Source organism: Christensenellaceae bacterium 44-20 (assembly GCA_041223705.1).
Lineage (GTDB): Bacteria > Bacillota > Clostridia > Christensenellales > Christensenellaceae > QANA01.
In genome coordinates, this window is the sequence record JBCLQU010000001.1 from 1,125,469 (window position 1) to 1,146,805 (window position 21,337).

Consider the following 21,337-nt stretch of genomic DNA (forward strand, 5'->3'; position numbering starts at 1 on the left):
TTACTCTGGTTTTTTTGCGCCGCAATTCGGGCAGAATTTCCCCTGGCTGGCCGTTCCGCAGGCGCAGGTCCAGGTTTCGCCGCCCTCCGGCTTTTTGGCGCCGCAGTTCTGGCAGAAATTCCCCGAATTTTTGCTGCCGCAGGCCGGGCAGCTCCATCCGTTTGCCGCCGCAGGTGCAGGCTCCGGGCTATTCTCAAAGAACGAAGCCACATTTGCGCCGCCGGCTTGCTGCGCCATGCCCAGGCCCATGAACCCCGTCATCGCGCCGGCATCGTTTTTGGATGCGTTTTCCATGGCGTTTGCCTGCGCGCCGCCCAGCCGCGCACCCATCATGCGCGTATTGGTATAAACCCGGGATTCCTGGAACTGCGCTATTTTCCTGGCGCTCTCGGCATCCGGCGTGATGGATGCCAGCGCCACAGCCACCACCGAGATGCCCCGGTTCTGCACCCAATCCTCGGTCAGCTCCTGGTTGAGCTGATCCGCGATCTCGTTGGTATAGAGCGGAAGCTGATCGTAAGCGATGCCTTTGAGGGCAATTTTGCCCAGAGCCGGCTGGAGGTTATGCTGTACTTCGGTTTTGAGCTGCTCGTCGATCTGGCTTCTGCGAAAAACATCCTGCACGTTGCCGCAGACGTTGGCATAGAACATGATGGGGTCTGTGATGCGGTAGGAATAGGTCCCGTAGCCTTTGAGCATGATGGTAAAGCCAAACTCGCTGTCCCGGAGGGGCACTTCCCCCACGCCCACTTTATTGCCCATGATCTCCTTGGTGTTGATATAGTAGACCCGCTGGTCGTTTTCCGGCTGGCCGCCGAAGGTAAAGCGCTTACCCACCTTCTTAAAGCTCTCTTTGAGGCCATGCCATCCGCTATCCAGCATGGAGGGCTCTGTGCCCGTCTGGTAGATATATTCGCCCGGCTCGGCGCAGAAATCCACAATTCTGCCGTTTTCCACGATGAGCATGCACTGCCCCTCGTTGACGGCCACTTTCGAGCCATCCGAGATGATATTCTCACTGCGCTTTGTGTTCGAGCTCTTCTCTCCAATCCGCGCCTGGCCCTTCTGCATGAGCACATCTGCGCTCATAGCATCGCAGTAAATAAATTCCTTCCATTGATCGGCCAGCGTCGTGCGCGCCGCGCCGCCAAAAGCTTTGATCAGCCCCATTTTTTGCTACCTCCTGTTTTCTCTTGCTGTACTCTTCCTGTTTTTACTGATTATCCCGCAGTATGACGCCGCTGTTATCCACAATCACGCCGGGCTTCACCGCCTGCATATCGCAGAGCACCCAGTCGTAATCCCCGGTGGTTACGATAAAGCCGCAGTATTCACATTTTCCCGCGCTGGTAATCTGCGTGGGCGCTCCGCAATGCGGGCAGGCGATGATATTGCTGGCCGCGGCTGGGTCTGTCTTGACGCCGTTTTTGCGTGTAAATTTCATCAGATACTGCATATAGCAATCGACGTTGGGATTGCCCATCAGAACCTGCCGCGTCTTTTCATCGATGATGTAATCCCGCATCCGCGCCTGCAGATAGACCGTCAGATATTCATACTGCGGGTCTCTCTCATATTTCTGCAAAAACGCCTGGTTGACGTTGATGCGCTCCATCACGTTGATGCGGCCCTGATCGAGATATTCCTGCAATAGCTTCTGATGCTGGGCAAAGAGCTCTTCCTGCTCAAACGGGCGGATTTTGGACCAATCCCGCTCCATCCATGCCTGCTGCAAGGTAACGTAGACCTCCTTGCTCCAGGCCAGGAACTTCTCTTTGTTAAAGAGCGGATCCACGGCTAAAATGGCCCGCTCAATTTCCTGCGTATGATCCAGAACCTGCGGCACCGCGCCGCGGTAGCTGCCGCCCGTTCCCGCTCTGCCCCGGCTGTTTTTATTTTTCAGGGCAGAAACGCAGATGAGCAAAGCGATGAAAACGATCACTGCAATCGCGCCGGCATTCCCGCTGAAAAAATAAAACCCGCCGCCAGAGCCGGTATAATCGCTGTCCCAGTCGTCGTCCCAGCTGCTGCCCCAGTCGCTTCCGCCGCCCCAATCACTGCCGCCCCAGTCGCCCCCGCCGCCGTAGTCATTGTAATTGCCGGCATCTACCGGCAGGATTTCGCCGCCCGGCGCTTCTTTGGCAAAAACAGTGCCAACTGCCAGCACCGCAAGCAGCATCACGGCCGCAAACAGCCATGCCTTTCCCTTCATCTTTTCTTTCCTTCTTCCCTGATAGCATATACTGCTTCTGTTTTCTTAATCATACTATGTTTGGCGAAAAAAATCTATCCGCGCCTAAAAAGAAATTGTAACGAAAGCGAAAAAAAGAGAGGCGGCAAGTTTGCCGCCCCCCATTTTGTTATCCGATTTTCTGTACTTTGCTGAATGCGCCGTAGGATTTGCTGCCATTGACCATCTCATACGGCCGCACTTTGTAGTACTTGGCAACGCCGCGGGTCTGGCCCCCCTCCACATAGTTCTCACAGCCGCTATCCGCCGTCTGCATGGCCAGCGTAAACGGCCCGTTCTCAGATGCCGCGCGGTAGACCTCGTAGCCGGCCGCCTGCGGGTTTGCCACCCAGTTGAGCACATACTGATAGTCTCCGTTGCGCTCCCGATCCTGCCCAAAGCGAATCTCTGCCGCCGGGAGGTTGTGCTGGACATCGGAAAATTCTCCGTAGACTTTTTTCCCGCCTTGCATCCAGTAGGCACGCACTTTGTAGTATCTTACTGCATCGTCCGGCTGGGCGCATACATAGTTCTCGCAGCCGCCGTCCGCCGTCTGCATGGCCAGCGTAAACGGCCCATCGGCGCTCTCTGCGCTGTGCACCTCATAGCCCTCCACTCCGCTAACCGCCTCCCAGTTGAGCACATGCTGGAACTGCCCATTCCGCTCTCTGGTCAGGAAGAAGCGCACCTTGGGCACAATGGGCGTCCCAATCTGCTGAACCTTGCTGAACGCGCCGTAGGACTTGCTGCCGTTCACCATCTGATAGGCGCGCACTTTATAGTATTTGGGAAGCCCCTGCTTCTGGCCGCCGCTGACGAAGTTTTCACACTTGCCGTCTGCCGTCTGCATAGCCAGCGCAAACGGCCCGTTTTCGGCTTCCGCGCAGTATACTTCGTAGCCTTCCGCTCCGCCAACTGCCTCCCAGTTGAGCACATGCTGATAGTCTCCACCCCGCACTCGCTCCTGCCCAAACCGGAACTGCGGCGCCGAAAGATTGGATTGCACCTCGGAAAACGCGCTGTACTGCTTAACGCTGCCCACCATGCGGTAGGCGCGCACTTTATAGTAGCTCACTGCGTCCTCACTGCCGGCGCCCACATAGTTTTCCCAGTTTTTATCCGCGCTTTGGCCCGCCAGGGTAAATGGCCCATCGGCGCTCTGCGCGCGGTAGACCTCATATCCCGATGCCCAGCTCACCGATTCCCAGTTGAGCACATGCTGGAACTGCCCATTCCGCTCTCTGGCCTGGAAGAAGCGCACCTTGGGCGCCGGCAGATCCTGCAGTTTCCCGATCTGCTGAACCTTGCTGAACGCTCCAAGAGACTTGCTGCCGTTCACCATCTGATAAGCGCGCACTTTGTAGTATTTGGGAATGCCGCTGACCTGCCTTCCATCCACAAAGTTCTCGCACTTGCCATCGCCACTCTCCATGACAAGCGAGAACGGGCCATCCGGGCTCGCGGAAACATAGACCTGATATCCCTCTGCGCCCGAAACCGCCTCCCAGTTGAGCACATACTGGTAGTCCCCGTTGCGCTCCCGATCCTGGCCAAACCGGATCGACGGCGACGGGAGATTTTGCTGCACTTCGGAAAAACCGCCGTAGAATTTGATGCCGCCGCGCAGCCAATAGGCGCGCACTTTATAGAAGCATGCCGCGTCCTCACTGCCGGCGCCCACATAGTTCTCGGTGCCCGCGCCTGCGAGATCTGCGGCCAGTGTAAACGAGCCGCCGGCGCTTGCCGCGCGGTAAATCTCATAGCCCGATGCGCCCGAGACTGCCTCCCAGTTGAGCACATGCTGGAACTGGCCGTTCCGCTCTCTGGTCAGGAAAAAGCGCACTTTTGGCGTCGGCAGCCCCTGATCCGTGCCCGCCCTCTGCACAGCGGTAAACCCGCCGTAGACGCGCACGCCCTGGATGTTGCGATAGGGGCGCACTTTATAGTATCTCGGGATGCCGCGCACCTGCCCGCCATCCACATAGTTTTCCCACTTGGCATCTGCGCTCTGCGCCAAGAGCGCGAAGGGCCCGTTGGCGCTGTAGGAAGCGTAGACCTCATAGCCATTGGCGCCGGAAACAGCTTCCCAGTTGAGCACATACTGGTAATCCCCGTTCCGCTCCCGATCCTGCACAAACCGCACCTTCGCCGCCGGCAGGTTGCTCTTCGCCTGAGAAAACCGGCTGTACCGGCGGACGCCGTCCACCACGCGGTAAGCCCGCACTTTATAGTATTTCACCGTACTGCGGGAGGCCGCATTGCTGTAAACCTTGGTATTGCCGCCGGATGCACTGCCCACCAGGCTATACGTCCCATTCGCGCTGGAGGAGGCGTGAATCTCGTAGCCCTCTGCGCCTGAGACAGGCTTCCAGGTGATATTATGCCGATCCGAGCTGTCCGGCACCTGGATATAGAGCATCTCGGGCGTATCCGTCGCCTGGCCCAGCATCTGCACCTCTGTAAACGGCCCATAGGATTTATTGCCCAAAATCAGCTCGTATGGGCGCACCTTATAGTATTTGGGAATGCCTTTGCGCTGCTTTCCATCCACAAAGTTTTCGCACTTTCCGTCTGCTGTCTGCATGGCCAGCGTAAACGGGCCGTTTTCGGTAATCGAGGAATAGACTTCATAGCCATCTGCCCGGGAGAGCGAAATCCAGTTGAGCACATACTGATAATCTCCATCCCGCTCTCTATCCTGCGTAAAGCGGAATTCCACCGAGGGGATATTGCAGGCGGGGGCTGAAAACTCGCCGTAGTATGTTTTCCCATTGGCGATTCGATAAGCCCGCACTTTATAGTAGCGGACGACGCCTTCCGTCTCATTGCGGACATAGTTCTCCCAATCCGGAGTCGCGTTTTTCGCTGCCAGCGTATAATTGCCGTTCTCGCTCAGCGAAGTATAAACTTCATAGCCCGCCGCGCCGCTGATGTGCTCCCAGTTGAACACATGCTGGAATTTGCCATCCCGCACTCTTGTCTGCACAAACCGCACCTTTGGCGCGGGCATCGCCTCGCCCACGACCGTAACCGAAGTGAGATCCATGCGTTTGCCGCTGCTGGTATAGACGCGGATCGTTGCCGTTCCCTTGCTCACCGCCGTTACCGTGCCCGTATCGCTGACCGTCACAACCTTGGGGTTTGTGGATTCGAAATAGACTTTTTCCGAGGTACCCGTGGTATAGCTGATCGCATAGGTATCGCCGATATAGAGATCGCGCTCGGAATCCGGCTGGCAGTAGTTGCTGTAAATATAGCCCTCGTACGTCTGCCCGTTTTTGCTGAAACGGACTTTCACCCAGTAGGGATACGTCAAAAAGCTGGAGGTATATTCCAGGTCGTTGCGGTATCCTCCTAAAATCTGGAATTTATCGCTGGGCGTGAGCTGAACGCCCACCGAGCCGTAAGAAGTCGCCGGGCCCTTGCGCACGTTGACGCCCGAAGAGGTTACCACGCCCGTATGCTTGGCTGTTTTGAGCGTAACGCCTGTTTCCGGATTCGGCATGTTGTTGTAGACCGGAATCAGGAAAGACTTGGCAGAGGCCAGCTGCCCCGCGCCTTTATAGGCGGTATAGGTATTATATGCCTCGGCAGCCGCCCCGGCCACGTTGGTCATATACTGGTGCGTATAATGCGAATAGGAAGAGCCGGGCTTGACGTTGAAGCGCTGGAAATAGACGGTATCCTGCCCTTTATTGACAAACCGCTCGGCCACGTTCTGCGCGCCGCCGGTGATGGCCCGCATGGGGTCCGTCCAGGGGCGGCTATAGGTGGTCAGGTTGGCCGAGCCGCCTTTGGCATAGAAAAGGCCGTTGGCGATATTGTTGTCTCCGTCGTTCGCGCCGATATTGAAGTAGTTATAAAGCCCTTCATACCCCGGGTATCTTCCCGAAATGCTGCCGCTCGTGCCCGATGTGCCCACTTCCTGCTTGATTTTGGAGACGATATAATACGGGCTCAGCCCGCTGGTATAGCCCGCCTCCAAAACAGCCTGGGAATAGCGCTTGTCCGTCTGAACCTGCTGGCCATCCGATCTATAATAGGAAATATTTTTATTGGCCATAAACGTACCCGCCATGACGGATTCTACGCCGCCCTGGGTATGCACAGAGGCGTTGAAGGAAAGCTGCTCAAACTGATAGACGCGCTGCTCGGTCAGGAAATTGCGCGGATCGATGAAGTAGGCGTCCGCCTGCTTGGAGGCCTTCTGCCAGCCGGGATCGTAAGTGCCCGGCGCAGGGTCTCTCAACGTCTCATTGGCCGATTGCTGGATGGTACAGCGGTTGCTCTTGGATTCCTCTGCGATGACTGTGTTCCAATCCAGATTCGTCATCACCGGGATAAACACCCAGTTTGGGTATTTATTCTGCAACGCCTGAAGCTTATCCCGATAGCTGGCCGGGAACCCGGAAATATTCGAATACAGCATCGTCCGCGGCTTTGGGATGATAATCTCCGGCACATGCTCAAAGAGGATCTCCTCGCTTGCCGAAGGCGACGGCTCTTCCGGCTCGGCCGAGACAGACGGCGAAGGCTCGCCCTCCTCCGGCTCAGCGCTGGGCTCCGGCGAAGCGGAGGGCTCCTCCGGCTCAGGCTCTGGCTCGGCGCTCTGCTCCGCAGAAGGCTGGGCATCCGCAGAGGCCTCTGGCTGCGGCTCAGCGCTGGGCGCAGAGCTCGCGTCGCCGGCCGCATCATCTCCTGCCTGCAAATCCTGCGCATAGGCAAAGGGCAGATTTGCAAAAATAGTGCTCAAAAATAAAAAGACAAAAAGCACTGCCGCAGTCGTTTTTTTCAAAAGTTTTCTATGCTTTGTCCTCATTTTTCCCCCTAAACAGACTCATTCTTTTGTTTATTATAGCGTAACGCTTCTTTCTTGTAAAATCCATTTCCTTTCTAAATTGCCATTTTCAGAAAAATTAACAAATTTCCCTTCAGGGCATTATCAGCTCGAAAACACCCAGCAGCACCATGAGAATCGCCGCCGCTTTATCCAGCCAATCCCCGGAGAGCCGCGCATTGGTATACCGCCCGGCCCAGCACCCCGCGCCCACAGCCAAAAAACTGCCCGCACCCACAGCCGCCGCCATCTGCCAGGGGTATGCGCCTGCCATTCCCGCGCCAAAAGAAGCCGGGATGCAGTTGAGCGCCAGCGTTACGGCCAAAACCAGCGTCTTTCCCAGGCCGAGGCGCGGGCCATCCTCGCCCTTGGCCATCTGTTTCTCCTCTTTTCCCGGCTTTTTTTGATAAAAAAACGGCCAGAGCCCCAGCAAAACGAGCAGCCCGCCGCCCAAATATTTGATCCACGGCCCAAGCTCCGCGCAAACTGCCGCCAACGCGCATCCAAAATAGCTGGCCAGGGCAGAGCTGGCGGCGATCACCAAATTTGATAAAAACGGAAGCTTTTTTCCTTCCAGCCCGATGCCAAGGCCAATGGCCAGATTATCCAGATTCGTCGCAATTCCAAGCAGAACTGCGGAAAATAATTGCTGCATTTCCCATCCCTCCCTGCTATCATATGCCGGGGGCTTGGGATGGGTTCTGCCGGCCGCCAGGCAGAAAACCGGCACTTTTCTCCAATTTTTTCTAATCTCTGCAAAATATGCTATAATAAAAGTAACAATTAAGCGGGGAGCAGGGTATTAGCATGGATGGATTACAGGAGCGCACATTAAAAGCATATCAGGAACATTATGACGACTTGCTCAGATTTGCGCTTACGGTTTTAAAAGATGAATATGCGGCGCAAGAAGTTGTGCAGGATCTTTGCATTAAAATTTTAGAGAGGGACGATCTCTTCTCCAAAGTTCCAGAGGATCGCATCCGCCCCTATTTTATTCGGGCGATTCACCGCTCCTGCCTCAACCGCATCAAAGCAGAAAAGCCTACCGTCGCCATGCCGGAAGATATGGAAAACCTCTTGCCGTATGAAGATCCGAATCTGCTGGACGTCGGCCTGCGCGAGCTTTACGATCAGCTCACGGAAAATTGGCCGGAGGACGTCCGAAAAGCGTTTATTCTGCATGTCGTGGCAAAAGTTCCCTTAAAGGAAATCGCTCTTTCCATGGGCATCAAGCCCAATACGCTCAACCAGAGAATCAAGCGCTGGCGCAAGAAGCTGGATACCTCCCTTCTCCTCTTTTTATTGGCACTTACATTTTTGGAGTAAAGTGTCATCTCGTCCCTTATTTTCTTGTCTATTAATTGGGTGCATCTTTACTTATTTTGCATCCAAAATGGGCACCATGAATTTAGTAACGATGAAAAAGGAGGCAGCCTATGGGAGACAGAAAAGAAAAAGCACTGGAGAGACTGATTTACGAGCATACGACGTTATTCTTCGCAGACGAGGATGCCCCTTTTATCCGCAGCGCTGCAGAAGCACAGCGGATTATCGATTCCGGCAAATGCGCCAGTTTCGCGACAACGCTTCGGCGCGCGATGTTTCTGGCGGATATGACGGATGAAACCAAGGCCATGGCGCAGCGTCTTTTGCGGAAGGCCGAGCGCAAGGAGCGGCGGCATTCGCCAAAAGCAGTGCTCCGCAGAAAGGCAATTATCGCCAGCATCGTCGCCGCGCTGATCTCCTTCTTTACTCTGGTTCCCCAGGGCCGGGCTATTGCAAAATCTGTGATTGACTGGGCGATTACCTTCTTTGATAATGGAATCGTCATTGTCGAAAACCGTGAAAATAAGGATCCGTCGATTGTTTCTTTCGGCGCAGAAGCGGACAGCACGCCGCCTCCTATCGAATCCGGCGTGGATGTGAATACTGTAGATGATACCGAACATTATTACTATAATTCCATTGAGGAGTTTGTGCAAGAGCGCGGCAAAAACCCGCTGATTCTGGATAACCCGGAAGCAAGGCTCAAGACATTACATTACAATAAGGATGATGAAATCGGGCTATCAGTTTTGGTCTCTATTTATGACTATCAAGGACATGAATTCACCTTGATTCAAGATTGGAGCGATACAGGTAGCCCAGTCGCATACTTCTTTGGAGAGAATGAGATTTTCTACAAAGATTACCAGGACAAGCAGATCATCTGCTGCATCGATACACGAGATGATACTGCGAATGGTGTGTTGATATTAGATGACTCTCAAGTTATAATTGGTTCAGAAAATCTTCCGGAACTCTGGGCGCTCTTCGATCAGCTGCGGCCCTATCATTCTTAACTCAAAACAATAAAACGGGCAGGGGAATCCCTGCTCGTTTTATTGTCTCTGCATATTCTGGCAATGCTTTTCAAGCTATCGTCCTAGCACCAATGCTTTTAGGGCGATGCCCCTCCTTTCATGCCGTCTTTTCTCTGCATTTGGTCCATGAAAAAAAGCCGGAAAGGGCGGGAAAACCACAGCCGATGTGCTTCCCTTTCTCCTCTCTCTTTCCTGCGCTTTGCGCCAAAAGGGGCTCCTGCGCCGGCTTCCCGCCAAAGCAGGAGCCCTTCATGCAGATACCGCAGCTTGCCACCTAACAGCGCCTCATCCCCTGCCCAGCTATTTTCCCGCTTCATCCCGCAAGCCTGCCCCAGCGCGCCATCTCAGGCGCATAGCACATTTGCCAACCGCCTTTCCAAACCAAAAGGCCAGGCTATCTTTCCAGCCTGGCCTTTTTCTTTCAGAGCTATATTTTTTGCACCAAATAAAAGAACGCAGAGCAGATGCTCTGCGTTCAGTCCCCTCCCATAAGGGCTGCTATGCCTGGGAGGAGCTCAATCTAAAAAGATTGATTGGAAAGGCTAAGTTAAATCACACGAGTTGCACTTGTCTGACCCGTGCCATTAGAGTCAGTCGCATATCCTCTGACGGTATAAGTGCCGGAGGAGAGGCTTCTCGTGCTGGTCTTCGCTGTTACAGTACCCGTTCCGCTCTTCGCTCCCTGGCCGATCTGCCCGCCATCCTTATAGAGATAGACGCTGACCGAGATGTTCCCAGCACCGTTTCCCGTGGCCCAAGCATAATAATTGCTCCCGGAGGTATTCGTCAGGCCGCAGGAGACGCTTGGCACTATTCTTGGCTCAATCACATTTCCGTCTCCATCCACTGTGAAGCTATATTCAAACAGCAGTTCAGCGGGTGCCGCAGAGACCGTCCCCAGCGTCATCACCATCAGGCAGATGACACAGAGCAACAACGCAAAAAACTTTCTTTGCACTTATTTTTTCCTCCAAAATAGTTCTTCTGGGGTAGCTCCCGTATATAAGACAATTCAGCGAGGCGGAAAGTGACACTGATATTAGAAAAAATGTAAAAATTTTCCATATTTTCCTCAATGCCTTGTCCCAGCCAGAAAAACCAGTTTGGAAGGAACGGCGATAGTCAGCCAAAAAGCGCTTCTTTGCCCTACGCTCCGCGCTTCTCTTCTTCAGCTTCATCGGCCTCCTGAAAATACTCCTCTGGCTCGGAAAGTGAAGTAACCAGGAGATTGACCTGATCCAAAAATTGCCTTCTCTGGGGCAAAGAGAGTTTGCTGACGGCCAGGGCGATCAGCATAATCGCGCGGGTAATCTGCACTTTCTCTTCTTCCATAGAGTTTTTGAGCAGCGCCAGCGGCGGGACATCCAGCCCCTTTGCGATGAGCTCCAGCGTGCGCAGCGTCGGGTTTGCATTGCCGCGCTCAATCTCCCGATACCCCGAGACGCTGATATCGATCCGCTCCGCAGCTTCCATCTGCGTGATGCCCAGCGTTTTGCGCAAAACCTTCAAATTTTCTCCAATCAGCTTGCAGGAATTCTTTTCTGCCATCCATTTTTCCTCTTTCTTCTCTTTTCTCGCGTATTTTTACAAAATGAAATGCAACACATCGTAGTTCTTTAGCGTATAAAAATACCCCTCTATCATATAAGAGGGGTTTAGAGGATAAAAAGTGACACTTTCCGCGTGTTTTTCTCATTTTTTAGCTAATATAGTGTATTTACTTCTCACCGGGCCTTTGGGAACACAGCGTTTTCAGATAATCTTCCGCCTGCCCCCGGGAGTGAAAGGTAAAAATATCCCGGCCGTTTTGATACTGCTCCAGCAGATCGTAAATCTGCGGAAGCTGGTCTTGGGGGAAATCCAAAATCCACTGTCTGAACTCTTCATCAAACTCCTGCTCCACCCAAGGCATATCCTCCCGCTTTTTGCCGATGCGCGCCGCCGCGCCGGCCAGGCAGAGCTCCAGCGGATAATCCAGCAGAAAGACGGTATCGCAGGCCTTTAGGCGCATTTCCAGCGTATGCGCATAGTTGCCGTCGATGATCCAGCGCTCCCCGCGCATGATTTCTTCCAGCTTCCTGGCAAACTGCTCCCGGGAAATGCTGCTGCCATCCCTCTTATGCCAGATCATATCCAGATAATAGAGCGGCAGGGCCGCCGCGTCCCGCAGTTTTCGGGCAAACGTGCTTTTGCCGGCCCCGGGGCTTCCGATGACGATGGCTCTTTTCATAGCTCCTCCTGATAAACAAAGCCGCTCTGCAAAGGCAAAGCGGCCTCACGGCCTAAGCGCGCTAATCCAGCAGGGTTTCAAAGGTTTTGGCATAAACGGCCAGGGCGTTTTCCCGCCATTTCTTGCAATAGCGATCCGCCTCCTCCTTGCTGGCCGCAAAGAAACTGACCTCGAACACTGTGATGTCGTTTTCCAGCAGCCGCAGGTTCACGCGGTACTGCTCGTCCGAAATGCGCATATAGTCGGTATAGAGCTGGGAATCCAGGCGGATATCTTCCCGGTGATTTTGGCAGTATTCCTCGATTTTGGTGCGCAGGGAATAGAGCAGTTCTTTGCGGAAGAAATCCAGCGTGGTTTTGCCGATATCCGAGATGGTATAGAACGCGCCGTTGACCGAATCGCTCTGCTCGGCCAGGTGGTTTTCCACCAGATCGTGCAGGGCGGAATTGAGATCGAAGTAATCCATCAGGGCCAGCTCGCCGCAGGCCAGAATCAGCCGCATATCCGAAACCCGGTATTCGGCACATTCCAAAATATAGAGAATCAGCAGTTTATTCACTGCAATGTTGCTTTTTTGCGTTTTCATGATATGATTTTACCATAGACAGCCTGTGGAATCAACGGAGGAGGAAGGGCGCGATGCTGGAGCAGATTCGCCAAAGACTGCGCTACGAAGGGGCAGATGCCGTGAGCGCGGCGTATCTAAAAAATTTTCTGCCGGAAAATTTGCGGCATTTGCCCTATGGCATTTCCGTGGAAATACGGCTTTCCCGGGCGATCGTCGCGCAGATTGAGCATGACAGAGCCCCCAGCCACACGTATTTTCACAACTACCGCACGCTCAACGCCATGCTGGATCGCTGCACATTTCTCGCCGTTTCGCTTCTGCAAAGCGCGGGATACCAGGCCATCGCCGTGCCTGCCTCGCAGACAGTGGATAGAGAGCGCATCGCCGGGCTCATCTCGCACAAGCTGGCGGCGGCAGAGGCCGGGCTGGGCCGCATTGGCCGCAACGCACTTTTTATCTCCAAGGATTTCGGGCCCGCCGTGCGCCTGGCGACGGTTCTGACGGACTGCCCCGTCTGCGAGGCGCGTTCCTTCCGGCAGGAAGGCGAGGGTTGCGGGAACTGCCATGCCTGCGTTTCGGCCTGCCCTGCCGGCGCCATTTCCGGCCGGGAATATGAGCCGGGGCTGCCGCGGGAGGAGTTTTTCGACGCCGAGTGCTGCAGTAAATATATGAAAAAAAGTTTTCAGATGATCGGCCGCGGGGCGGTCTGCGGCATCTGCATGTCGGTATGCCAAAAAATATGGGAGGAAAAATTTCAGAAAAACCTTGAAAAATAAAAAATCTCGTGTATAATAGATAATGCTACGCGGGATTATAGCTCAGTTGGTCAGAGCGCTACGTTGACATCGTAGAGGTCGTTGGTTCGAGCCCAATTAATCCCACCAAACCTGGGGTGCTGGTTATGTTCCATTTTTGACCCACACTTTGTAAAAGGGTTTTTGAGTCCGGCGGCTGGGAATGCAGGCCAGAATTTATTTTGGAAGCACAAAGGCTGCGGCAGATTACCCACCTGCCTTTGGCGGGTTACAAAAAGGGGCAGACGACACCTCCGGGGTCATTTTAAAAATTAAATAAAGCCGAATTGTGTAACGGTAGCACCTACGACTCTGACTCGTATTGTCTAGGTTCGAATCCTAGTTCGGCTGCCACAACGGAGCAAAGTTCGCTTTGCTCCGTTTTTCTTTTGCAAAGAAAAACACATCCCTCCCCCTTGCTCTTCCTCCTCCGCAGAAAGCATAGCTGCACTTCCGGGCAAAAATATTCGCTCACCCCCCTGCCCGGTTTTGCGCTCCGCTTGTTGCGGCTGTGCGCCTCACGCTGCAATCAGAAAATCAGAGGATTCAAGTTCTGTGGTTACTCCGTTTTTTCATATTTTGCGCCCTGCCCGGAAAAGCCAAGCCGGTTTTTTATGCAAAAGCGCGCTTTATCACACCCGCCGTCTGATGGCCGTATCATCACGCGGTTTGCAGCAGGCCGGAGCAAGACCGAAGTTTTCATTTCTTCCTATATAAATCCTCATATTTATGGTATACTTCACTTATCGAAAACTTGGAGAAAAACACGATGAAAAGAGAACTTGGAATCGCCCGGTGCGGGCTGGCCTGCTGCCTATGTTCTGAAAATGAACACTGCCGCGGCTGTAACTCCGGAGACTGCCCCGATAAAGAGTGGTGCGAAAACCGAAGCTGCTCATTGGAAATGGGATTGGAGCATTGCTTTTCCTGCAAGGTGGACTGCAAAAAAGGGCTTCTCTCAAAAATAAAACCCTATGGGTTTACTGTATTTGCAAAAAGATATGGTATTGAGGCGCTGCTGGACTGCCTCGAGCGCAACGAGAAAAAGGGGATTCTCTATCATCGGCAGGGTATTCTCGGCGATTACGATGATTTCGATGATGTTGAGGCGCTGATTGCGTTTATACAGACGGGCGAGCATTAAACTGCGGCTTGTCCGGCTTTGAGCAAGGGACGGTTTTGATGCTCTTCTATTGAAGAGAGGATGTGTTTTGCCGCGCGCGGTTTTTCATTGGCAGAAAAGCGCAACTACCCCTGCTGAGGGGGAAGGATTTGAACCTGCGCCGCAGAGTTCTGATTCTGCCGGCACCAAAAAAGGAGCGATTTTTCGCTCCTTTTTCTTATTTTCACTTCTACGCGCCGACCCGATCCAACACTTCGCCGGCCAGATAGAACGAGCCGGCCACAACCAACAACGCGCCCTGCTCTTTCGCCTTGCTCTGCGCCAGCTCCAGCGCCGCACAAAGATCCGGCTGAGCCTGGCCGCCCGGGAAGAGCGCCGCAAGACTCTTCGCACTGCGCGCCCGAGGGTCTTGCACCTGCGTCGCAATCACCTGCGCGCCGCGCTTTTGCGCGATTTCGCTCAAAACCGAAATATCCTTTTCGGCCATGGCCGCAACCAGCAAGACCAGCTTTCTATCCGCAAACCGCGTCTCCAGCGTCGCCTGCAGTTCCCGCAGAGCGCCTTCGTTGTGCGCGCCGTCGATGAGCATATCCTGCTCCTTCAGATACTGCTGGCGCGCCGGAATCGCGGTGTTTGCAATGCCCTGGCGCACATGCTCCGGCGTGATGAAAATGCCCACATGCGAGAGCGCCCGGGCGGCAATGGCCGCCGTCGCCGCGTTGAGCGGCTGCATCTTCCCCAGAAGTTTGGTCTCAAGGCCGGTATATTCCTGGTAATCGAACGTGCCGTCCTCATGCCAGGCGATCTCCTCCGGATCCGAGAAGATGAGCCGGGCGTTTTGCAGCTGGCTGGTTACTTCAATAATTTTGCGCACGCTGGGCTGCTGGGGCATGGAGACGACATAGCCCTGATAGCCGATGGTCGCGCACTTTTCCATGGCGATCTGCTCGATGGTATCCCCCAGCACCTGCATATGATCCATATCGATGGTGGTGATGACCGTCTCATCCATTTTATAGCGGCTGACGGGATCCAGCCGGCCGCCCAGCCCGGTCTCCAGCACGGCGATCTCCACGCCCTGCTCCTCAAAATACTGCATACAAGCCTGCGTATAGCGCAAAAACACATGCTTCTCCGGCTCCCGGCCGCCCAGCAGGCGATCGAACTCCTGCCGGGAGATCTGCACGCCGTCGATGGCGATGCGCTCTTCTTTTTTCTGCACATGCGGGGAGGTATACAGCCCGGTCTTATAGCCCGCCGCCGTTAGGATATTGGCGAGATATGTGCAGACGGAGCCTTTTCCATTCGTCCCTACAACCTGAATTTTCCGCATTTTTCTTCCTCTTAGTTTATAGCTTTTTCAGCGAATCCAGACGCGCGCTGACGCGCTCCAGCATCTCGGCGTATTTTGCCAGTTTCTCCTTCTCTTCCTGGACGACCTTCTCCGGCGCTTTTGCCAAAAATCCCTGGTTTTGCAGCTTGCCGTTGCAGCGGGCAATCTCTCCTTCCAGGCTCTTCTGCTCCTTTTGCAGCCGCGCCAGCTCTTTTTCCACATCAATGAGATCTCCCAGCGGCAGATAGACCTGCCCCAGCCCCACGATGGCCGCCGCGCAGTTTTCCGGCTCGCCCGCGCCTGCCGGAAGAATCTGAACCTCGCTGGCGTTTGCCAGCTTAAGCAGATAGCTCTCGGTCTGGCGGACGATCTCGGCCTGGGCCGTGCTGATGAGAATTTTTGCTTTCTTTGCCGGGGGCACGTTCATCTCGGCCCGGGTATTGCGCACGCTGCGGACGACTTCCATAATCGCCAGCATACTCTGCTCCTGCTCCGCGAACTCATAGCGCTCCTGATACTCGGGCCAGGGCGAGATCATGATGCTCTCTCCCGCCTCCAGCAGCTCGACGTAGATCTCCTCCGTGATAAAGGGCATGAAGGGATGCAGCAGCTTGAGGGCGTTGACCAGCACATAGTAGAGCACCGAGATGGCCGTTTTCTTTGCCGCGGCATCCTCGCCGTACAGCCGGCTCTTGCACATCTCGATATACCAGTCGCAGTATTCGCTCCAGATGAAATCGTAGATCTTCGCCGTAGCCAAGCCCAGCTCGAATTTTTCCATGTTGTCCGTCACATCGCGGATGACGCCGTTCAGCCGGGAGAGGATCCAGCGATCCGCAATATCCAGCTCCAGCACCGAGAGATCCTTCTGGATTTCCTGGCCTTCCATATTCATGGCGACAAACCGGGAGGCATTCCAAATCTTATTGGCAAAGTTGCCCGCCGCCTCCACCTTCTTATCATAGAAGCGCATATCGCTACCCGGGCTTGTGCCGTTGGCCAGGCTGAAGCGCAGGGCATCCGCGCCATGCTGCTCGATGACTTTGAGCGGATCGATGCCGTTGTTGAGCGATTTGCTCATCTTGCGGCCCTGGGAATCGCGCACGATGCCATGGATATTGACATATTCAAACGGCGGTTTGCCCATGACTTCCATGCCGAACACGATCATCCGGGCGACCCAGAAGAAGATGATATCGTAGCCGGTTACGAGCACATTTGTCGGGTAGAAATACTCCAGCTCTGCCGTCTTTTCCGGCCAGCCCAGCGTGGAGAAGGGCCAGAGGCCGGAGGAGAACCAGGTATCCAGCACATCCTCATCCTGATGGAAATGCTGGCAGCCGCATTTGGGGCAGGCCGCCGGCTGCTCCATGGCCACGACCATCTCTCCGCACTCCTGGCAGTAGTAGGCCGGGATGCGGTGCCCCCACCAAAGCTGGCGGGAGATGCACCAATCCCGGATATTCTCCATCCAGTTGAAGTAGATTTTGGAAAAGCGCTCGGGCACGAACTTCACCTGCCCGGTTTTCACCACCTCCATGGCCGGCTTGGCCAGCTCTTTCATGGAGACGAACCACTGCCGGGAGATGATGGGCTCGACCGTCGTATGGCAGCGGTAGCACTCGCCCACGTTATGCGCATAATCCTCGATTTTCACCAGGTTGCCGCTCTTTTCCAGATCCGCTACGATGGCTTCCCTGGCCTCATAGCGATCCATGCCCTGGTATTTGCCGCCGTTCTCGTTCATCTTGCCGTCGTCCGTCAGCACGCGGATGATGGGCAGGTTGTGCCGGGAGGCGACTTCGAAGTCGTTCGGGTCGTGAGCCGGGGTGATTTTGACGGCGCCCGTCCCAAATTCCAGATCCACATATTCATCCGCTACCACGGGAATGGGCTTATTGACCAGCGGCAGGATGACGTTTTTGCCGATGAGATCCTGATAGCGCTCATCCGCCGGGTTGACGGCCACGGCCGTATCTCCCAGCATGGTCTCGGGGCGGGTTGTGGCGACGGTGATGCTGGTTTTTCCATCCTCGCTGTCGTAGCGCACATGCCACAGATGCGAGGGCTGCTCGGTATATTCCACTTCCGCATCCGAGAGCGCCGTCTGGCAATGCGGGCACCAGTTGATGATGCGGTTGCCGCGGTAGATCAGTCCCTTATCATACAGCTGCACGAACACCTTGCGCACGGCGTGGCTGCACCCTTCATCCATAGTAAAGCGCTCTTTTTCCCAATCGCAGGAAGAGCCCAGCTTTTTGAGCTGGTTGACGATGCGGCCGCCGTATTCCTCTTTCCATTTCCAGACGTGCTTTAAGAATTCCTCCCGGCCGATATCCTCTTTTTTGATGCCCTGCTCGGCCAGCTGGTTGACGACCTTCACTTCCGTCGCGATGCTGGCGTGATCCGTTCCGGGCAGCCAGAGGGTCTCGAAGCCCTGCATCCGCCGGAAGCGGATGATGGCATCCTGAATGGTATTATCCAGCCCATGGCCCATATGCAGCTGGCCCGTGATATTGGGCGGGGGGATGACGATGGTGAACGGCTTCTTATCCGGGTTGGGGTGCGCAGAAAAATACCCTTTTTCCATCCAGCGCTGATAGAGCTTTTCCTCTACCTGGCTGTGATCATAGGCTTTTTTTAAGTCTTTGCTCATATCTTTCTCCTTCTTTATTCCTTAAAATCTGCGGGCCGTTTGCCCGGGATCAAAAAAGAGTTTTTCCTCCAAAGGACGAAAAACTCCGTGGTACCACCTTTCTTCCGCAGCAAACTGCGGCACTTAGAAGCGCACATACATGCGCCTGCCCGATAACGGGGGCGGCCGTCTTTCCTTACTGTTTTCGGGAAAGCGAGCTCCAAAGCGACTTCGGGATATGCTGCCGCCCTCGCACCAGATGGGCTGCTCTCTGAAAAAATCCTTACTACTCTTTTTCTCCGCTCTTGTTTGGAAATATTAACTTCCAGTTGATAATAGCATACCGTATAAACGCCAAAATGACAAGCCCCAAAGCGACATACATCAGATATAAATAGCTTTTTCCTAAAAATTCCCGGAAAAACCCTGCCGCGATGGAGGTATTGAGCAAAAATGCCGAAACTTTTCCATAAATATCCGAAGGCGTGGAATTGCCGTTTTTCAGCGCCAGCGCGCCGCCTATCAGCAAAAGGGCATCCTTTGCAAAAATCGCAATCGTTACCCACAGCGGCACAACGCCCATGACCGTAAACGTGATGATGACGCTGATGGCCATCAGCTTATCCGCCACGGGATCCAGCCAGATGCCGACTTTGGAGACCATATGATATTTGCGGGCGATATAGCCATCCAGCAGATCCGTCATGCAGACCAGGATGAAGGTTACCCCGCCCCAGATCATCTGATCCCGCACCGCCAGAAGCACAACCACCGGGATGAGCAGCAGCCGCACAAGCGTCAGCACATTGGGAATCGTCCAAAATTTGTTGTTATTCTGCTCCACCAAGCCCTCGCTCCTTCTTCTGCCTTGCACTTTTCTTTTTATTATAGTCTTTAGGGGGTGATATTTCAAGGGGATTTGCGCATAGAAACTCTTTCGTTTTCTATAAAAATAGGTTAAGATAGGGGTAGCATAAAACGCATCCGATTGGAATGGAAGGAGCTTTTCATGAAAAAAGTATATATCGGCGTGGATATCGGCGGGACGAAAATTGCCTTTGGCATCTTTGGCGAGGATTTTTCCCTGCTCTCCAAACACCGCTTCGCTTTTGACAACCAGAAAACCGCGGAATATCTGATGGATAAGCTGGCAGACGAGATTTTGCAGGCGCTGGCTTCCCAGGGGCTTGGCCGGGAAAACCTGCTGGGCATTGGCATCGGCGCTCCGGGCACGCCGGATATGCGGGAGGGCAAGTTCCTCGTCTGCGCCAACGCCTCGACGCTCAACGGATATCCCATCGGGCCACACCTGGAAAAAGCGCTGGGCGCGCCGGCCATCATCGACAACGACGCCAATATCGCGGCCATCTGCGAACACGAGCTGGGCGCCGGCCAGGGCTTTGAGCATATGATCTACTCCACCGCCTCCACCGGCATTGGCGGCGGCCTCATCTTTAACGGCAAAATTTTCCGGGGCAGCTACAACTGCGCCGGGGAGATTGGGCACACCATCTGCACCTATAAGACCGGCCGGGAGATCGCTTACAGCAATCCGGGCTCTGTGGAGAGCTACGCGGGCGGCGGCAATGTCTGCGATGAGATTATGCAAAAAATCGCCGCGGGAGAGCCGACGCTCATGAAAGAGCTGGCCGCCGGCGGGAAAGTTACCGGGCAGATCATCAAGGCGGCCTATGAGCAGGGCGACGCCATGGCGGCCTGGGCGCTCGACCAGATCGGCGAATACCTCGGGCTGCTCTATTTCAACCTCTATCAGATTCTCAATATCAACTGCTATGTCATCGGCGGCGGGCTGACCAATTTTGGCGACGAGCTTTTCTCCCGCATTGAGAAGACCTTCTATAGCTTCTATTTCCAGTGCCCCAAGGAATACCCCGTCTACTTCAAGCAGGCGAAATTCTCCCAGGATGCGGGCATTTACGGCGCGGCGCTGCTCTTCACCCAGCAGTAGAAAACAGCGGCATCAAAAAACCGGCGGAAACGATTCCGCCGGTTTTCTTTTATTCCTGCATCTCCCGCGCCCGGGCATGGCAGCAATGCGCCAGCCGCGGCCAGATGCGGCGCGCCAGCGCAAAGAGCGCATATCCAGCGGCGGCGCCCAGCGTGTTCAGCCAGAGGTCGTCGATATCCACGCCGCGGCCCAGCGGAATTTGGCACAGCTCGATGAGCAGGGAAATGCCCAGGCCAGCCAGCAGCGTTTTGGAGAGCGTGCATTTGGGGGAAAGCATGGGCAAAAAGAGGCCGATGGGAACGAACATCGCGATGTTCCCGAGAAAATTCACGATAAAATAGCCGAAATTATGGTTGCGCTGAATCTGCGCGGCGCTGTCCGCAAAGACTCGGAAGGGCACCAGATTGAACTGCGACCACCAGACCGCCCGCGCCCGATTGCGCTCCAGCGCATATCCGCCTGCCAGCAGAGTCTGCGAAAACAGCCCCGCCAGGCAGAGCGAAAAGAGGCAGAGCGCCAGCTCCCGCGCCCAGCTGCGCGCCAGCTTTTTTCTGCGCAGGGCGAGCAAGATCGCCCGTACAATCAGATAGACGGGCAGAACCGCCGCCATGGCGATCAGCGTTTCCAAAATATACTCCTTCATCTCTTCTCCTATTTATAAATCCAGATACCAGATGAGCTGGATTTCCTCGGCCACTTCCGGCTCGCCCTGATAGGCGTGCGTATTCATCGCGCCCAGCACAGCGCCTTTGCCCGCATAAAAATGCGCCGCCCGGACGTTGTTGTTCTGGCTCTCTATCTTCATCTGCCGCATTCCCTGCGCCCGGCCCCACTGCGCCGCCTGCTCAAACAGCCGGCTACCGATGCCCTGGCCCCGGCATTCCTCGGCCACCCGAATATCCCAGAGCACGCAGAGATCGTCCCGGCCTTCCAGCATATGCACGCCCGGGGTGCGCGCGGCGACGATGGCCCCGCCCACCGGCCTCCTGCCGTCATAGGCCAAAAAGAAGGCCCAGTTATCCAGGCAAAAGCGCTGGGGAAGCCGGGTGATTTGCTCATACCGGCCGAAATCCTTCCGATAGGGCCGCAGGGCATCCTCCTCTTTCAGGCGCATCCCGCCCAGACCATTTCGCGGCGTTTCCAGCTTCAAAATTCGATCTACTGAGACGATCATCGGAATTTTATCATATGTTTCCAGGCAAGAAGCATCCGCCTGCCGAACAATAATCCCGCTCATGGCTCTCTCCCCTCT

General features: G+C 54.8%; 18 protein-coding genes, 2 tRNA genes, 1 other RNA gene and 1 other annotated feature. Of the genes, 8 read left to right on the top strand and 13 right to left on the bottom strand.

The features are described from left to right. The 4 genes from AALG83_05875 to AALG83_05890 form a co-directional block, all read right to left on the bottom strand. Nucleotides 1–1,170: an SPFH domain-containing protein gene (locus AALG83_05875; GenBank protein ID MEY8382684.1), complete on the bottom strand. Its 1,170-nt coding sequence runs from the start codon at nt 1,168–1,170 to the stop codon at nt 1–3. 43 nt (nt 1,171–1,213) lie between these two features. Further along, complete coding sequence (locus AALG83_05880) at nt 1,214–2,212, bottom strand: Tim44-like domain-containing protein (GenBank protein MEY8382685.1); 999 nt, start codon at nt 2,210–2,212, stop codon at nt 1,214–1,216. Between the two features lie 148 nt (nt 2,213–2,360). Then, complete coding sequence (locus AALG83_05885; GenBank protein ID MEY8382686.1) at nt 2,361–7,025, bottom strand: Ig-like domain-containing protein; 4,665 nt, start codon at nt 7,023–7,025, stop codon at nt 2,361–2,363. A 136-nt stretch (nt 7,026–7,161) separates the two neighbouring features. Next, nucleotides 7,162–7,722, bottom strand: coding sequence for a manganese efflux pump (locus AALG83_05890; GenBank protein MEY8382687.1), 561 nt, complete (start codon nt 7,720–7,722; stop codon nt 7,162–7,164). Between the two features lie 152 nt (nt 7,723–7,874). On the opposite strand from AALG83_05890, the gene AALG83_05895 reads away from it, so the two are divergent. Together AALG83_05895 and AALG83_05900 are read left to right on the top strand one after the other, a co-directional pair. Continuing rightward, complete coding sequence (locus AALG83_05895; GenBank protein MEY8382688.1) at nt 7,875–8,396, top strand: RNA polymerase sigma factor; 522 nt, start codon at nt 7,875–7,877, stop codon at nt 8,394–8,396. A gap of 110 nt (nt 8,397–8,506) precedes the next feature. Next, nucleotides 8,507–9,412, top strand: a complete 906-nt coding sequence (locus AALG83_05900) for a hypothetical protein (GenBank protein MEY8382689.1) — start codon at nt 8,507–8,509, stop codon at nt 9,410–9,412. Between the two features lie 568 nt (nt 9,413–9,980). Here AALG83_05900 and AALG83_05905 read toward each other — a convergent pair. The 4 genes from AALG83_05905 to AALG83_05920 form a co-directional block, all read right to left on the bottom strand. Continuing rightward, entirely contained in the window at nt 9,981–10,391 is a 411-nt protein-coding gene (locus AALG83_05905; protein MEY8382690.1) for a hypothetical protein, read from the bottom strand. A 188-nt stretch (nt 10,392–10,579) separates the two neighbouring features. After that, nucleotides 10,580–10,981, bottom strand: coding sequence for a helix-turn-helix transcriptional regulator (locus AALG83_05910; GenBank protein ID MEY8382691.1), 402 nt, complete (start codon nt 10,979–10,981; stop codon nt 10,580–10,582). 169 nt (nt 10,982–11,150) lie between these two features. Further along, complete coding sequence (locus AALG83_05915; protein ID MEY8382692.1) at nt 11,151–11,663, bottom strand: adenylate kinase; 513 nt, start codon at nt 11,661–11,663, stop codon at nt 11,151–11,153. A 61-nt stretch (nt 11,664–11,724) separates the two neighbouring features. Beyond that, nucleotides 11,725–12,249 (bottom strand): DUF4364 family protein, encoded by a 525-nt coding sequence (locus AALG83_05920; protein MEY8382693.1) that lies wholly within the window; start codon nt 12,247–12,249, stop codon nt 11,725–11,727. Nucleotides 12,250–12,302: 53 nt separating this feature from the next. Here AALG83_05920 and AALG83_05925 point away from each other — a divergent pair, with 53 nt between their 5' ends. The 5 genes from AALG83_05925 (at nt 12,303) to AALG83_05945 (ending at nt 14,169) form a co-directional block, all read left to right on the top strand. Further along, complete coding sequence (locus AALG83_05925; GenBank protein MEY8382694.1) at nt 12,303–13,007, top strand: 4Fe-4S double cluster binding domain-containing protein; 705 nt, start codon at nt 12,303–12,305, stop codon at nt 13,005–13,007. Between the two features lie 31 nt (nt 13,008–13,038). Next, nucleotides 13,039–13,115: transfer RNA gene (locus AALG83_05930), tRNA-Val, on the top strand. Continuing rightward, nucleotides 13,113–13,290, top strand: a non-coding RNA gene (ssrS, locus tag AALG83_05935) — 6S RNA. Before AALG83_05930 ends, ssrS begins: the two co-directional genes overlap by 3 nt. Nucleotides 13,291–13,305: 15 nt before the next feature. Next, nucleotides 13,306–13,379 (top strand) — tRNA-Gln (locus AALG83_05940). A gap of 415 nt (nt 13,380–13,794) precedes the next feature. Next, entirely contained in the window at nt 13,795–14,169 is a 375-nt protein-coding gene (locus AALG83_05945) for a DUF3795 domain-containing protein (protein MEY8382695.1), read from the top strand. A gap of 208 nt (nt 14,170–14,377) precedes the next feature. Here AALG83_05945 and AALG83_05950 read toward each other — a convergent pair whose 3' ends face one another. The 3 genes from AALG83_05950 to AALG83_05960 all read right to left on the bottom strand — a co-directional run bounded on the left by AALG83_05950 (nt 14,378) and on the right by AALG83_05960 (nt 18,960). Then, complete coding sequence (locus AALG83_05950; protein MEY8382696.1) at nt 14,378–15,481, bottom strand: Mur ligase family protein; 1,104 nt, start codon at nt 15,479–15,481, stop codon at nt 14,378–14,380. A gap of 16 nt (nt 15,482–15,497) precedes the next feature. Continuing rightward, on the bottom strand, nt 15,498–18,137 hold the full coding sequence (locus tag AALG83_05955; protein ID MEY8382697.1) for a valine--tRNA ligase: 2,640 nt from the start codon (nt 18,135–18,137) through the stop codon (nt 15,498–15,500). Nucleotides 18,138–18,205: 68 nt separating this feature from the next. Beyond that, nucleotides 18,206–18,425, bottom strand: a binding site (T-box leader). Then, complete coding sequence (locus AALG83_05960) at nt 18,403–18,960, bottom strand: CDP-alcohol phosphatidyltransferase family protein (protein ID MEY8382698.1); 558 nt, start codon at nt 18,958–18,960, stop codon at nt 18,403–18,405. Its footprint overlaps the feature before it by 23 nt. 165 nt (nt 18,961–19,125) lie before the next feature. Here AALG83_05960 and AALG83_05965 point away from each other — a divergent pair, with 165 nt between their 5' ends. Then, entirely contained in the window at nt 19,126–20,085 is a 960-nt protein-coding gene (locus AALG83_05965) for an ROK family protein (GenBank protein MEY8382699.1), read from the top strand. 49 nt (nt 20,086–20,134) lie between these two features. Here the strand turns inward: AALG83_05965 and AALG83_05970 are convergent, their stop codons facing one another. Beyond that, nucleotides 20,135–20,728 carry a VanZ family protein gene (locus AALG83_05970; protein MEY8382700.1) on the bottom strand — a complete coding sequence of 198 codons (594 nt, stop codon included), beginning with the start codon at nt 20,726–20,728 and terminating at the stop codon, nt 20,135–20,137. 12 nt (nt 20,729–20,740) lie between these two features. Further along, nucleotides 20,741–21,322, bottom strand: coding sequence for a GNAT family N-acetyltransferase (locus AALG83_05975; protein MEY8382701.1), 582 nt, complete (start codon nt 21,320–21,322; stop codon nt 20,741–20,743). Nucleotides 21,323–21,337 lie beyond the last annotated feature (15 nt).

Excerpts from the sequence above, each read along its gene's own strand:
- AALG83_05875 (MEY8382684.1), bottom strand. The coding sequence starts at position 1,170 with ATGGGGCTGATCAAAGCTTTTGGCGGCGCGGCGCGCACGACGCTGGCC.
- AALG83_05880 (MEY8382685.1), bottom strand. The coding sequence starts at position 2,212 with ATGAAGGGAAAGGCATGGCTGTTTGCGGCCGTGATGCTGCTTGCGGTG.
- AALG83_05890 (MEY8382687.1), bottom strand. The coding sequence starts at position 7,722 with ATGCAGCAATTATTTTCCGCAGTTCTGCTTGGAATTGCGACGAATCTG.
- AALG83_05895 (MEY8382688.1), top strand. The coding sequence starts at position 7,875 with ATGGATGGATTACAGGAGCGCACATTAAAAGCATATCAGGAACATTAT.
- AALG83_05900 (MEY8382689.1), top strand. The coding sequence starts at position 8,507 with ATGGGAGACAGAAAAGAAAAAGCACTGGAGAGACTGATTTACGAGCAT.
- AALG83_05910 (MEY8382691.1), bottom strand. The coding sequence starts at position 10,981 with ATGGCAGAAAAGAATTCCTGCAAGCTGATTGGAGAAAATTTGAAGGTT.
- AALG83_05915 (MEY8382692.1), bottom strand. The coding sequence starts at position 11,663 with ATGAAAAGAGCCATCGTCATCGGAAGCCCCGGGGCCGGCAAAAGCACG.
- AALG83_05920 (MEY8382693.1), bottom strand. The coding sequence starts at position 12,249 with ATGAAAACGCAAAAAAGCAACATTGCAGTGAATAAACTGCTGATTCTC.
- AALG83_05925 (MEY8382694.1), top strand. The coding sequence starts at position 12,303 with ATGCTGGAGCAGATTCGCCAAAGACTGCGCTACGAAGGGGCAGATGCC.
- AALG83_05945 (MEY8382695.1), top strand. The coding sequence starts at position 13,795 with ATGAAAAGAGAACTTGGAATCGCCCGGTGCGGGCTGGCCTGCTGCCTA.
- AALG83_05950 (MEY8382696.1), bottom strand. The coding sequence starts at position 15,481 with ATGCGGAAAATTCAGGTTGTAGGGACGAATGGAAAAGGCTCCGTCTGC.
- AALG83_05955 (MEY8382697.1), bottom strand. The coding sequence starts at position 18,137 with ATGAGCAAAGACTTAAAAAAAGCCTATGATCACAGCCAGGTAGAGGAA.
- AALG83_05965 (MEY8382699.1), top strand. The coding sequence starts at position 19,126 with ATGAAAAAAGTATATATCGGCGTGGATATCGGCGGGACGAAAATTGCC.
- AALG83_05970 (MEY8382700.1), bottom strand. The coding sequence starts at position 20,728 with ATGAAGGAGTATATTTTGGAAACGCTGATCGCCATGGCGGCGGTTCTG.
- AALG83_05975 (MEY8382701.1), bottom strand. The coding sequence starts at position 21,322 with ATGAGCGGGATTATTGTTCGGCAGGCGGATGCTTCTTGCCTGGAAACA.